The organism is Streptococcus pseudopneumoniae (genome assembly GCF_001072315.1).
Taxonomy (GTDB): domain Bacteria; phylum Bacillota; class Bacilli; order Lactobacillales; family Streptococcaceae; genus Streptococcus; species Streptococcus pseudopneumoniae_R.
The window spans coordinates 1-13,576 of record NZ_JVLI01000139.1; the positions used below are offsets into that span (position 1 = coordinate 1).

The following is a 13,576-nucleotide window of genomic DNA, read 5'->3' on the forward strand; positions in this document are numbered from 1 at the left end:
CGCAGGTTGCTCAAAGCACTGCTTTGAGGTTGTAGATAAGACTGACAAAGTCAGTCACATATATACGGCAAGGCGACGTTGACGCGGTTTGAAGAGATTTTTGAAGAGTATAAAAATCCTCAAGATACTTTCTTCTATCCTTTAGTTTATAAGGAGAATACCTATGAAAAAAACTGCTATTTCTATCTTTGCTCTCCTAATGTTAGGAGTTTGCTGCCTGTTCCTATTCAGCCAGCAAAGCTATAAAAAACTCGTTCAATACTATGCTAACGACCAGAACCTGCCCAGTAGGATAACTTATAGTGAATATAGCGACAAATGAGAAGCCAACTACGGTAGCACTCTAAACATCACGTCTATCAAACAAGCTAATGACGGAGTTTATGCAACCTATGAAGGGCAATTGACACCTTTCCAATATTGATAAATTGATAACCAGCCTGTCTTCATCTAGTCATGCTGGTTTTTAAGTTCATTTTAAATCCTTACCTATTCTCCCTAACTGTGCTATACTTAATTTATACTCAATGAAAATCAAAGAGCAAACTAGAAAGCTAGCCGCAGGCTGTTCAAAGCACTGCTTTGAGGTTGCAGATAAAGTTGACGCAGTTTGAAGAGATTTTCGAAGAGTATTAGTACATTCTTTGAGATTGGAGCTAGTATGAAAATCCATAAAACCGTGAATCCTGTTGCCTATGAAAATACCTATTATCTAGAAGGCGAAAAGCACCTCATCGTCGTCGATCCTGGTAGTCATTGGGAAGCCATTCGTCAGACAATCGAGAAGATCAACAAACCGATCTGTGCTATTCTCTTGACCCACGCCCATTATGACCATATCATGAGTCTGGACTTGGTTTGCGAGACGTTTGGCAATCCTCCTGTCTATATCGCAGAGAGCGAAGCCAGCTGGCTCTACACTCCTGTCGATAATCTCTCCGGTCTCCCTCGCCACGATGATATGGCAGATGTGGTCACAAAACCTGCAGAACACACCTTTGTCTTTCACGAAGAATACCAACTAGAGGAATTTCATTTTAAGGTTCTGCCGACCCCAGGGCACTCTATCGGTGGTGTTTCCCTAGTCTTTCCTGATGCTCACCTAGTCTTGACGGGAGATGCTCTATTCCGCGAAACTATCGGACGGACCGACCTTCCGACTGGTAGCATGGAGCAACTCCTTCATAGTATCCAGACCCAACTCTTCACCCTACCAAACTACGATGTCTATCCAGGACATGGTCCAGCTACTACTATCGCTCACGAAAAGGCCTTCAATCCCTTTTTCTAGCAAGATGATGACAATCGAAATTTAAGTAAACTATCCAGCAAATCTTTCTATTACAAAAGGCATCCTATCAAGGTTTTCACACCTGATTGGATGCCTTTTTTCTGATGACTAGATTTTTTGTATTACCAAATAATCACGCGCTCCTCTGGTGAACGCCACATTCCGTCTCCTTCTTTGACATCATAGGTTGTAAAGAAATCGTCGAAGTTTGGTACTTGCACATTGACACGGAGTTTGGCTGGTGCGTGCACATCGACGCTAGCCAAAAGTTTCATAAATTCTGGACGACCTTTCATGCGCCAGATGCGACCGAAGTTGTAGAAGAACTCTTCTGCTGAGAAGTCTGCTTCTCTCTTAGCTGCTTCAAGCGCTGCTGCGATTCCTCCCAAGTCAGCCACGTTTTCTGATACAGTCAATTTACCGTTAATGGTTGCTCCATAAGAATCCTGTCCATCAAATTGGTCAATGACTTTTTGTGTTTTCTCCTTGAAGGCAGCATAGTCGCTCTCTGTCCACCAATCCTTGAGGCTACCATTTTCGTCAAAGGAAGCCCCGTTAGTATCAAAGGCGTGGGAAATTTCATGGGCAATCACTGCCCCAATACCACCGTAGTTAGCAGAAGATGACTGATGCAAGTCATAGAAAGGCGCCTGTAAAATGGCCGCTGGAAAGACAATCAGGTTCTTCTGAGGATTGTAGTAGGCATTGACCATATGAGCAGGCATGCCCCATTCCTTATAGTCTACAGGCTGATTCCACTTACTCCAACTGTGCTTGATTTCCACACGCGCAAAGGCTAGAGCATTCTCAAAAAGACTGGCAGTTTCATTCACTACCTTATCCTTGTAACGTGCAGGCAATTCTTCTGGATAGCCAATATAAGGTTTGATCACATTGAGCTTCACGATAGCCTGTTTACAGGTTTCTGGAGTGAGCCAGTCATTCTTAAGCAGACGCTCCTTATAGACATCAATCATGGTTGCCACTTTTTTCTCCACATCCGCCTTGGCTTCTGGAGAGAACTTCTCACGGGCGTACCAAAGCCCCAGGGCTTGCTTGAAAGGTTCCTGTGCTAGATGATAAGCTGCTTTGACCTTATCTTTTGCCTCTGGAACTCCAGAAAGGGCACGGCTGTAGGCACCTGACAAGACACGAATTTCTTCTGTTAAATAGCTGGTTGAGAGATTCACAACACTTAAAATTAAGTTTGCCTTGAGGAGAGGCCATGCCTCTTCACTATAGAATTGGTCTGCTGCTTGCCAGAAGCGTTCCTCGTCTACAATAACCTTGTCTGGTACTTGTCCAAGAACGGCTTTGAAGAAGTCATCCAAAGGTAGGGCAGGCGCGAATTTTTTGAAATCTTCATAAGCATATGGATGGTAAAGTTTAGCATACTCTGAACTTTCTTCATTAGAAAGCACCACTGCTGCAATTCGGCGGTCCAATTCTAGCCTTTTCTCTAACAAGTCTTCAATTTCTTCATCAGAGAAATCATAAGCCTTGAGAAGATTTGCGCTGCTTTCTTTCCAAAGAGTCAGGAGCTCTTCTCGCTGAGGATGGTCTTCTGCATAGTAGGTCGTATCTGGCAAGATTGTGCTTGGAGCGCTAGCCCATAGAACATTGATTCTAGCATCCATAAAGTCTGGCGATACACCAAAAGGAAGGAAGTTAGGTTTTCCTGTAAGTTCAAACTCTGCTAGTTTAGCTGTAAAATCCGCAAAAGTCTCCAATTCTTGGAATTCTTTAAGAAGTGGTAAGACAGGTGTGATACCATCAGCTTCTCTCTTGTCAAAATCACGAACTAGGCGGTGGTATTTGACAAAGTTCGCCAAGATAGCATCCTCTGGAACATCTTGCCCTGCCAACCACTTATCTGTAGTCGCCAGCATAAGTTCTTCGATTTCCTCATCTAAATCAACAAAACCTCCTGTTTGAGACTTATCTGCTGGGATTTCAGCAGTCTTCTGCCATTCCCCATTGATTGCATCATAAAAATCATCTTGATAACGTGTCATCTTGTTCTCGCTTTCATTTATACTTGTTTTTAGCTTAACAAAAATTACCTGGGAATGCAATTAAAAATGAACTGATGTTTTCTATTGTTTTTTCAGTTATTATTTTAATTTTTTGAAAAATTAACTTGACTTAATTTTTTTTTTAATGTATATTAAGAGGCAGGAGGAATACAAGTTTATGATACGTATCGAAAACCTCAGCGTCTCCTACAAAGAAACGTTGGCACTTAAGGATATTTCACTAGTGCTCCAAGGACCAACAATTACCGGTATTATTGGTCCAAACGGTGCTGGGAAATCAACATTATTAAAAGGGATGCTGGGAATTATCCCACATCAAGGTCAGGCATTTCTCGATGACAAGGAAGTTAAAAAATCCTTACATCGAATCGCCTATGTCGAACAAAAAATCAATATCGACTACAACTTTCCCATCAAGGTCAAGGAATGTGTCTCGCTAGGACTCTTTCCCTCTATCCCTCTCTTTCGAAGTTTAAAGGCTAAACATTGGAAGAAAGTGCAAGAGGCCCTTGAAATTGTCGGTCTAGCTGACTACGCTGAACGTCAAATCAGTCAACTGTCTGGAGGTCAGTTCCAGCGGGTCTTGATTGCCAGATGTTTGGTGCAGGAAGCCGACTATATCCTCTTGGATGAACCCTTTGTTGGGATTGACTCTGTTAGTGAGGAAATCATCATGAATACGCTGAGAGATCTGAAAAAAGCTGGGAAGACGGTTCTCATCGTCCACCACGACCTCAGCAAGGTTGCCCACTACTTCGATCAAGTCTTGCTTGTCAATCGAGAAGTGATTGCCTTTGGTCCAACCAAAGAAACCTTTACCGAAGCCAATCTCAAAGAAGCTTACGGTAATCGACTATTTTTCAATGGAGGTGACCTATGATTGCAGAATTTATCGATGGATTGCAAAAATTCCATTTCTTACAAAATGCCTTGATAACAGCCATTGTCATCGGGGTCGTAGCTGGAGCTGTGGGATGTTTCATCATCCTACGCGGGATGTCACTCATGGGAGATGCCATTTCACATGCTGTCTTGCCAGGTGTAGCCCTCTCCTTCATCTTGGGCCTTGACTTCTTTATCGGAGCCATTGTCTTTGGATTGCTAGCTGCCATCATCATTACCTACATCAAGGGGAACTCGATTATCAAAAGCGATACCGCCATCGGCATTACCTTTTCTTCTTTCTTAGCCCTCGGTATCATCTTGATTAGTGTCGCTAAAAGTTCAACTGACCTTTTCCATATCCTTTTTGGTAATATCCTGGCCGTCCAAGATACGGATATGTTTATTACTATGGGTGTGGGGGCAGCCATTCTCTTGTTAATCTGGATTTTCTTCAAGCAACTCTTGATAACTTCCTTTGATGAACTCTTGGCCAAAGCCATGGGAATGCCTGTCAATTTCTATCACTACCTTCTCATGGTACTCTTGACTCTCGTGTCTGTGACAGCCATGCAAAGTGTCGGAACTATCCTGATTGTAGCCATGCTGATTACCCCAGCTGCAACTGCTTATCTGTATGCTAATAGCCTGAAAAGCATGATTTTCCTTTCCTCAACCTTTGGAGCGATAGCTTCAGTTTTGGGGCTCTTTATCGGCTATAGCTTTAACGTTGCGGCAGGTTCTAGTATCGTGCTCACAGCTGCTAGTTTCTTTCTCATTAGCTTCTTTATCGCTCCAAAACAACGATATTTGAAACTGAAAAATAAACATTTGTTAAAATAAGGGGCAAAACCCCAATAAATTGGAGGATCTAATGAAAAAATTAGGTACATTACTCGTTCTCTTTCTTTCCGTCATCGCTCTTGTAGCATGTGCTAGCGGAAAAAAAGATGCAGCTTCTGGTCAAAAACTAAAAGTTGTTGCTACAAACTCAATCATCGCTGATATTACTAAAAATATTGCTGGTGACAAGATTGATCTTCACAGTATCGTTCCTGTTGGTCAAGACCCACACGAATACGAACCACTTCCTGAAGACGTCAAGAAAACTTCTCAAGCTGATTTGATTTTCTACAACGGTATCAACCTTGAAACAGGTGGCAATGCTTGGTTTACAAAATTGGTAGAAAATGCCAAGAAAACTGAAAACAAAGACTACTTTGCAGTCAGCGAAGGCGTTGATGTTATCTACCTTGAAGGTCAAAACGAAAAAGGCAAAGAAGACCCACACGCTTGGCTTAACCTTGAAAACGGTATGATCTTTGCTAAAAATATCGCAAAACAATTGAGCGCTAAAGACCCTAGCAACAAGGAATTCTACGAAAAAAATCTCAAAGAATATACTGATAAGCTAGACAAACTTGACAAGGAAGCTAAAGAGAAATTTAACAACATCCCTGCTGAGAAAAAACTCATCGTAACCAGCGAAGGATGCTTCAAATACTTCTCTAAAGCCTACGGTGTCCCAAGTGCCTACATCTGGGAAATCAATACTGAAGAAGAAGGAACTCCTGACCAAATCAAGACCTTGGTTGAAAAACTTCGCCAAACAAAAACTCCTTCACTCTTTGTAGAATCTAGTGTGGATGACCGTCCAATGAAGACTGTTTCTCAAGACACAAACATCCCAATCTACGCTCAAATCTTTACTGACTCTATCGCAGAACAAGGTAAAGAAGGCGACAGCTACTACAACATGATGAAATACAACCTTGACAAGATTGCTGAAGGATTGGCAAAATAATACTCTGAAAAACGTCATTCTCACACGAGCTGGCGTTTTTTTCTATGCCCACATTTCCGGTCAAATCATTGGAAAATTCCGACTGTTTCAGCTAAAATGGAAGAAAAAAGATTGGAGTATCTTATGGTAACTTTTCTCGGAAATCCTGTGAGCTTTACAGGTAAACAACTACAAGTCGGCGACAAGGCACTTGATTTTTCACTCACTACAACAGACCTTTCTAAAAAATCTCTGGCTGATTTTGATGGCAAGAAAAAAGTCTTGAGTGTCGTACCTTCTATCGATACAGGTATCTGCTCAACTCAAACGCGTCGTTTTAATGAAGAACTGGCTGGACTGGACAACACGGTCGTATTGACTGTTTCTATGGACCTACCATTTGCCCAAAAACGTTGGTGTGGTGCTGAAGGTATTGAAAATGCCATCATGCTCTCAGACTATTTCGACCATTCCTTTGGACGTGATTACGCCCTCTTAATCAATGAGTGGCACCTATTGGCACGCGCAGTCTTTGTCCTCGATACTGACAATACGATTCGCTACGTTGAATACGTGGACAATATCAACTCTGAACCAAACTTCGAAGCCGCAATTGCAGTCGCTAAAGCCCTATAGAAAAAATCCTCCGTTTCAAAGAGTTCCCGACTCTTTGAAACGGAGGATTTTTCTTATTCTTTAATTATTGTTTATTTTGAAATGAATCCTTCAAAATCTTTTAGTTGAAAATTATATTTTTCAGTGAGTAACACATTATCCACTGCAACATCTTCTCCCAATGGGTAAATATTTCTTTTGAAACGGTTGTAGGAGGAAAATCTCTCCTACACTATTATTGATTCTGAGAGAAAATTGCAAAATATCATCTACCAAACTTTCAATTATTAAGATTTTTTGCAGTTTATCTGAATTAGAATCGCAAGACTTCTCAATAATATAATTGTCGAATTTTTTCAATCTAACTTCCTCTCCACTATTTCTTCCTTTATCAAGAAAAAGTTACCTCAATATTAATAAAGTACAATTCTAAATTAACTCCAATTATTGATTCATGATAATATTTCAGTAACTCATCGTGCAATTAAAAACAAGGATTTTTATTTCAGACGATCCATCGTGAACACTTCATCAGCCATCTCCCAAATTGCCGGATTATGTGTTGCGATAATGATTAGCCTATTATCATCTCGAAGAGATAGCAAAATCTCCATAATCAACTGAGAGGTTGCTGGGTCTATTGAAGCTGTTGGCTCATCTGCCAGAATAAAGGGTGGATTCTTTAAGATAACTTTTGCCAAGGCAACCCGTTGCGATTCTCCGCCCGATAACTCAAAGATGCGCTTATCTAGGTCAAGATAAGCCAGGCCGACCTGTTCTAAAGCCTGCTTCTGCCTCAACCGCTGTTCCGCCCGACTCAACTTTTGACCAATGAGACCTAGCTTAAGGTTTTCTTCAATACTTTGGTTTTCAATTAAGCCAAAGTTCTGGAAGAGGTAGCCCAATTCGTGACGGAAAAAATCACTCGATTTATAATTGGCCAAGTCTTTACCTCGGTAAAAAATCGTCCCATCATAAGATTCTAATTTCCCAATCATGTTCATCAAGGTTGTTTTTCCGCTACCACTTGAACCAATTAAGGCATAGACTTTTCCAGCCTCAAATGTCATTGAAAGATTCGAAAATAACTCTCGTTCTCCAAAAGATTTACTCACCTGTTTAAGTTCAATCATATTAACCTCCCTTCAAAACAAGCATGGACATCTTGTTTTCTTTCTGCATTTGGACATGTAACTGTAAAAGAGATAGACCAGTAAAGAGTAACGAGACTAAGAAAGCAACTACTATCTCTACCATAAGAAATACACTCGCAACAAATCCCAGTAAAAACACACCCAGTTGAGCAAAGAGATAAGTGCGATGAATTTCTAAGAACCTGAGACCTGCAATGCGTTTGATAAAAATGGCACGTCTAAATTCTTCAAAGTAGAGCCTATTCATAGTGTTAAACAACAAGATTGAAGTTGCAATCCCAAGCACAGCTCCTGCTAGCATTACCCAACGTTCCCTCTGGATATTATCCAATAATGTGATGTAGTTGTGGTAACCTGTTTGCATTTCTGAGACCCAATTTTCAATGCCTTGTCTCTGGATAAGCTCCTGGGCATCAGACAATTGATTAAAGAGAACGTAGTTCTGTACTGCGTCTACCCAAAACAAAACGGACTGTGGACCAGTTGATTGGGGTGTTATAACAATGATGATTGGATCTTTCAAAAACTGCTGGTAAGAAATAGGGGTCGTATTATACACAAAACGATCCTGACCTGATTCTAAATAACCTACCGTAGCAGTCATTTGCTGTCGTTCATCTTGACTAGATATGCGACTGGTTAAGTCGTCTTCAAAAACAGATTTATAATGTTCTTCCTCTGAACGGAGGTGTTCAGGCAGCAATAAGACAAACTCCCCTACATCAAGGTGATTCATCTTTTGCTCAATAGTTGTATCTACAGGAATGTTTTGACGCTCCAAGTATTGCGGTGTGACGATAAGGACATTGCCATTCGGGTTGTAATCGTGCCATTCTGTAGAGGTTATAAAGTTTTTGGAGGAAGCCATGCCATTTTGCAAAGTACGGTCAATTAACTGGTGTCTAGATAAGAAAGCCTTTTGTTCTGAAACAGCCAGATCCATCAATTGATACCAAGTTCTGAGTTTCCTTTGAGCTTGTTCATCAAAACCAGGACTCGTTCCTTCACGGCTGATTGATAGGGTAATCAGTTGCCTTTCCTGACTCCAAGCCTCTTGTCCAATCCGATGCTGTTGCCAGGCTTGGGAATACTTTAAGCTACCCCCTATTCCCAGCGTTACAATAATAATCGCTAATAGTTGACCGATTAAAATCAAACTAATGATTCCTCTGACAGGCACTTGCCCTTTTATAATCTGCATCAGGTGTATCTTTTTTATCCCAACTGCGAAGAGTTGAGCGAAAAACAGGGAGATCAACAACAAGATGAGATTATAACTGAGCAAGCCTTCTCCTATGGTCATTAGGGATTGCGTTGGAAGCGACAGAATTTTTTGCATAAGAATGGCGAGCACGCCAGCTAAACTGAAACCAACAGCTATCCCTTTCAAATCCTCACCAACTGGTCTAAGGAAAATGGACCACCGTTTCTCTCCTGAAATGAGGCGAATGCCCGACGAACGTAATTGGCTAATTTGACTAATTAAAGTCAGTGCTCCAAAGGTTAAGATGAAAATCAATAGACTGATTAACTGAAATCCGTTACTAAAGATAGCCATTAACGTAGATAGTTTAGATGGAATTGTCAGGTGCATGTTAGTCAAGCCAAGTTGACTTAGCTCCTCCCTTAGCAAGTGAATATCTAGGTTTCCATCGAATACAAAATAGTTTGTTTCAACACTACTACTTTGAGCATCTTCTAGATTTTTTTCCTGTAGCCCATCAGGCAACTTTCCGTTCCCAAAGGTCGTATAAGAAAACACTGGAGTACCTTCTGAGTTAGGATCCTGGTGTTGAATCGCAATAAAGCTATCCGTTTCTTCTGCTAGTTTTTCCAAGCGTGTAGCAACATGCTGAAAAGTTGTTTCAGGGGAAGAATCATGTACAACAACGTTGGGGTAATAATGGGAGACATATGTATCAGTCCAAATGGTAAATACCCAAACAAAGAACAAACTAGCAAGCAGGTTGGATATGAGTATAAATAATTTTTTCATAGTGCATTCCTTATTCTAAAATAGAGGACAGAAATACCACTGCCCTCTATAAACTAACAAGCTTACTAAACTATTGATAGAAGTAACCGTATCAAGTGCTAATAATGGTTGAGTTAATTTACAAGAACCGACTCCAGTGAAATGATCCTATCACATTGCTGTGCTTGCTCCATGTTATGCGTAACAAGCAAAATTGTTTTACCAAATTGATCTCTCAAAGTTCGAATCAAATCGAATGCTTTTTGAGACATTTCAGGATCTAACGATCCGGTTGGTTCATCTGCTAGGACAATATCTCCGGGCTTTAAAATAGCTCTCACAATCGCAATTCTCTGCTGTTCACCTCCCGATAATTCATTGATTTTACTATTTAACCGATTTTGTAGACCAACAAATTCTAGCGTTTCCTTGATTCTCTGCTCTTTCTCCTGTCTAGAGAAATTCGAAAAAGTCATGGCAAGCATCAGGTTATCTTTCACACTAGATGTAGAAATGAGTGCATTGGATTGAAAAAGATAGTTGATGACATTCCTTCGATAATGAACTGCTGATTGCGAATTTACCTTAGGCAAAACTTTTCCGTTGATTAGGATTTTACCACTGTCAACAGCATCCAATAGTCCAATCATATTGAGGATAGTCGATTTTCCAGAACCAGAAGGTCCTACTAAAGCTACAAATTCATTTTCCTCAATATCAAAGCTTAAGTCTTTGAAAATTTCTCTTGAACCAAATTGTTTTGATACATTTTGTACTGAAATTCTAGACATGAGATTACTCCTTAAATGATTGTATGATACTCTCTCCTTCTTTACGGAACAAACTGAAATAAAGAAGCATTATCTGAAAAGCAAATGTAGCTAGTATCATGACTATTCCCAACTTAGAACCCACCAAGATAGAAACGATTAGTTCCATCACAGAAAAACTAATAATGAGAGAAAGCACACCAATATATCTTTTCCATGGTGAGAATCCCATAAAGTATTGGACATACAATTTTTCTTCAAATAACAAGCGGTACATTAAGACAAAACTCCAGAAAATAGCCATCATCGTAATGATGATAATCGCTATAATCGTGCCGAAAAGATAAAATGTATAACTCAGATCTTTTTGAAGACCATTGATAAAGTTCTTGACAGTTGTAAAACTCAACCGATTATCCGTTAAATCTGGAAATTCTGTTTCTAAAACGGACACTACCTGTTCCATCGTTTCCCTATCACGAATCTTCAAAAGACCATTATAGCCACTGACAATTAAGTTTGCCGACTCCATGAAATATAAATTCTCTGGTGTTGATACAAAAATAACTGGATTCTCACTAGTTGTACCATAAGAAATGGAATCTGACCAAGTAAATATTGGTCGAGACGGTTGGTAAACCTTGAACATAAATTTCTGATTTTCTGTGAAATTAGTTTGTAAATCTCCCGGTTTTACAGTGACACTTTCCTGTAAATACTCTTTCATCACCTCAAGTTCTTCTGTATTGAGCGTGTTAGGTAGAAGATAAAGTCGAGTACCATTCCTCATCTCTAGCAACTCTTCATCACTTAGGGGAATACCTAGGTCTTGCAGGTAATTATAGGAGAATTTCAAATACCAAAATGGTTTTTTAGGGACATGCTGGTATGTCCCATAGACTGCATCAAGGGACTCCTGATTAAGAAATTTTCCTTGGGCAATATAGACACCTGGAAGCTCAGATATACGCTGGTAAAAGTTATACATACTGCGCTCAAGGGAATTTGTAGTTCCTGCATATGTACCTACATCATTTCCCTCAACAAAGCTGGATATAACGTACATATCTTCAACATTCTTCCACTCCCTAGATACTTTCATATTATCAATAAACTGATTCATTGGAGCATCTAAAGAGTAACTGACTGCGATTAACAAACCAGCTACCAAGGTATAGAATAACAAGCATGTTACCATTAAAGGCTTTATTGGTAATCGTTTATGAATTGCGGCTAATGGAGAAACCGAATAAACAATAATCGTTGGAATAATGAATATCAATAGTAGCAACAAGACTGAGAGGCTGACTCCAGCAAAAACTAGAATAAACGATGATAAACCAAAACTAGACCAGCCTGACAACAACCAACTACATAAAGAGATAATTGGAATAATGTAGATTGAAAATAGTAGAGAATTTTTGAAAAAAGCAGACCATAATTCTTTTCTACCCCATCCTAAAAGAATCAATGTTCCGAAATGTTTAAAGGATTGAAGAACACAGATTAAGAATAGGATCAGTAAAATGAGGGCATTTACTAAGATGCTGATAGCAAGTATTATTCCCCAAATTCCCTGATCAGTACTACTTCCAAAACTTTCTTTTGTCAAATCCTCAACAGAAATACCTGACATCTTTGAAAGATGTAACAGAAAGTTATCTCTTGAGACAGCATCGTGGAGACCATTGATATGGTATATCCCATTAACCGTATTAGTGTTTTGGAAAGTATAATCTAATCGTTCAATGACTACAGGTATGCTAAATAATAAATCTGGAAGCTCGTAAAGCATATTATTTGAGCCTTTGTCAAGTCCAATAGTCATACTATTATCACTATGAGATAATAAATCTGCAAATTGTTGTTGTGAGACAACTATTTTACCCGTGCTTTCAAAATCTGAAAAACCAGCAGAGCTACCAAGGATGTCTATATAAATCCTATTTGGACCTTCTCCTGTATCACTACTTTCAGAACGTTTTGTCCATATGGACAAGTCACTCTGTTCTAAAAAATAATTAAATACATCTTGTGATTGCTCTTCTGTTAACTTCTGAAGATAAACTGTTACGGTCCCGGAATGATGATTATAACTCTGCCATGACTGTTGATACTGTAAACCTGCTAAAAAAATTGCTACCAGAGCAAGTAAGACACTCTGGATGGTAATCAAAAACAGGATTAAGTATCTCATTTTACCTAATAACATGTTTTTGTATGTCATAGGTACTTACCTACAATTCCAGTAACATTCAGCTGTACAGTTCCAATGAATTTAGAAACATGTGCTTCTACTCCAGGTGATTGCCAGCCTGAGAATGCCCCGTTAGCAGTTGCTGAGTGTTCGTAAACACTAGACTGAACATTTGAATAGCTCCAAAGACCAGCAGTACGACCATAATTCCAATAAACTGTAGTACCTTTATACCAAACTGTTGCAGCTGAAACAATCGAACCACCTGCACCAGCTAAAGTCAGTGTAAGTAAAGATGTTGTAATTATTTTTTTTATGCTTTTCTTCATCGTAAAGCCCTCACTTCTTTCACTTAAAATCTAACAATAACAATGACTGCCTTCAGAAGTATCAACAAATCACACCCTAGTACATTGGAATTCCTCCTTCCTAATTAAAAGTTAGATAAAGCAGAAATACTATATAGTTAAATAGTATTTTTATCATTTAATCAACTAATCAGCCTTCCCAACATCAAGACCATTGGACTTCTTTTGTGATTCTACTCGAATCTCCAATCGTTTATCCTTCTGAATAACTGTTGATAGGGGATTGTATTACCAAATGCAAGAACACTTAGTAATACAAATATAACTATTTTTTTAATTCCACGTTTTTTTCTCATGCAATGAAACCCCTTTCTTTTTCCTTATTTTTATTCTAACATATATATTTTATTTATTCAAGTGTTTATGTTCATTTTAACTTTTTTTTTATATTATTAAACATAAACATTTTTTATTCCTTTAACTTGCTATTTTGAACTAAAAATTTTATAATGAAATTAAGCAAATAGGAAGGTTTATTATCTTTAATGAATACACTCGCAGAGAA

11 protein-coding genes and 2 pseudogenes are annotated in these 13,576 nt (G+C 39.2%); 5 read left to right on the top strand and 8 right to left on the bottom strand.

Annotated features, from left to right (window positions below; genetic code table 11):
- Positions 1–661 precede the first annotated feature (661 nt).
- On the top strand, positions 662–1,291 hold the full coding sequence (locus ADH54_RS07090) for an MBL fold metallo-hydrolase (RefSeq protein ID WP_000690844.1): 630 nt from the start codon (positions 662–664) through the stop codon (positions 1,289–1,291).
- A gap of 122 nt (positions 1,292–1,413) precedes the next feature.
- Here ADH54_RS07090 and pepO read toward each other — a convergent pair whose 3' ends face one another.
- The gene (gene pepO, locus ADH54_RS07095; protein WP_049524591.1) at positions 1,414–3,306 is read right to left on the bottom strand and encodes an endopeptidase PepO; all 1,893 of its coding nucleotides are present in this window, start codon (positions 3,304–3,306) and stop codon (positions 1,414–1,416) included.
- A 178-nt stretch (positions 3,307–3,484) separates the two neighbouring features.
- Here pepO and ADH54_RS07100 point away from each other — a divergent pair, with 178 nt between their 5' ends.
- The 4 genes from ADH54_RS07100 to tpx all read left to right on the top strand — a co-directional run bounded on the left by ADH54_RS07100 (position 3,485) and on the right by tpx (position 6,628).
- A complete protein-coding gene (locus tag ADH54_RS07100) occupies positions 3,485–4,207 on the top strand; it encodes a metal ABC transporter ATP-binding protein (RefSeq protein ID WP_049524592.1) in 723 nt (240 codons plus the stop codon).
- The gene (locus ADH54_RS07105) at positions 4,204–5,052 is read left to right on the top strand and encodes a metal ABC transporter permease (RefSeq protein ID WP_049524593.1); all 849 of its coding nucleotides are present in this window, start codon (positions 4,204–4,206) and stop codon (positions 5,050–5,052) included. The genes ADH54_RS07100 and ADH54_RS07105 overlap by 4 nt, the downstream gene beginning before the upstream one ends.
- Positions 5,053–5,083: 31 nt before the next feature.
- On the top strand, positions 5,084–6,013 hold the full coding sequence (gene psaA / locus ADH54_RS07110; RefSeq protein ID WP_000733076.1) for a metal ABC transporter substrate-binding lipoprotein/adhesin PsaA: 930 nt from the start codon (positions 5,084–5,086) through the stop codon (positions 6,011–6,013).
- A 123-nt stretch (positions 6,014–6,136) separates the two neighbouring features.
- Positions 6,137–6,628, top strand: coding sequence for a thiol peroxidase (gene tpx, locus ADH54_RS07115; RefSeq protein ID WP_049524599.1), 492 nt, complete (start codon positions 6,137–6,139; stop codon positions 6,626–6,628).
- Between the two features lie 180 nt (positions 6,629–6,808).
- Here tpx and ADH54_RS07120 read toward each other — a convergent pair.
- The 7 genes and pseudogenes from ADH54_RS07120 to ADH54_RS12620 form a co-directional block, all read right to left on the bottom strand.
- Positions 6,809–6,967, bottom strand: a pseudogene (locus ADH54_RS07120) (competence protein ComA); the annotation flags it as partial.
- A gap of 140 nt (positions 6,968–7,107) precedes the next feature.
- The gene (locus tag ADH54_RS07125; protein ID WP_049524595.1) at positions 7,108–7,740 is read right to left on the bottom strand and encodes an ABC transporter ATP-binding protein; all 633 of its coding nucleotides are present in this window, start codon (positions 7,738–7,740) and stop codon (positions 7,108–7,110) included.
- 1 nt (position 7,741) lies between these two features.
- The gene (locus ADH54_RS07130) at positions 7,742–9,757 is read right to left on the bottom strand and encodes a DUF1430 domain-containing protein (RefSeq protein WP_049524596.1); all 2,016 of its coding nucleotides are present in this window, start codon (positions 9,755–9,757) and stop codon (positions 7,742–7,744) included.
- A 113-nt stretch (positions 9,758–9,870) separates the two neighbouring features.
- The gene (locus ADH54_RS07135) at positions 9,871–10,527 is read right to left on the bottom strand and encodes an ATP-binding cassette domain-containing protein (RefSeq protein WP_049524597.1); all 657 of its coding nucleotides are present in this window, start codon (positions 10,525–10,527) and stop codon (positions 9,871–9,873) included.
- Between the two features lie 4 nt (positions 10,528–10,531).
- Positions 10,532–12,733, bottom strand: a complete 2,202-nt coding sequence (locus ADH54_RS07140; protein WP_049524598.1) for a hypothetical protein — start codon at positions 12,731–12,733, stop codon at positions 10,532–10,534.
- Positions 12,730–13,032 (bottom strand): hypothetical protein, encoded by a 303-nt coding sequence (locus ADH54_RS07145; protein WP_239682661.1) that lies wholly within the window; start codon positions 13,030–13,032, stop codon positions 12,730–12,732. The genes ADH54_RS07140 and ADH54_RS07145 overlap by 4 nt, the downstream gene beginning before the upstream one ends.
- A 165-nt stretch (positions 13,033–13,197) precedes the next feature.
- Positions 13,198–13,367, bottom strand: a pseudogene (locus ADH54_RS12620) (PhrA family quorum-sensing system peptide).
- Positions 13,368–13,576 lie beyond the last annotated feature (209 nt).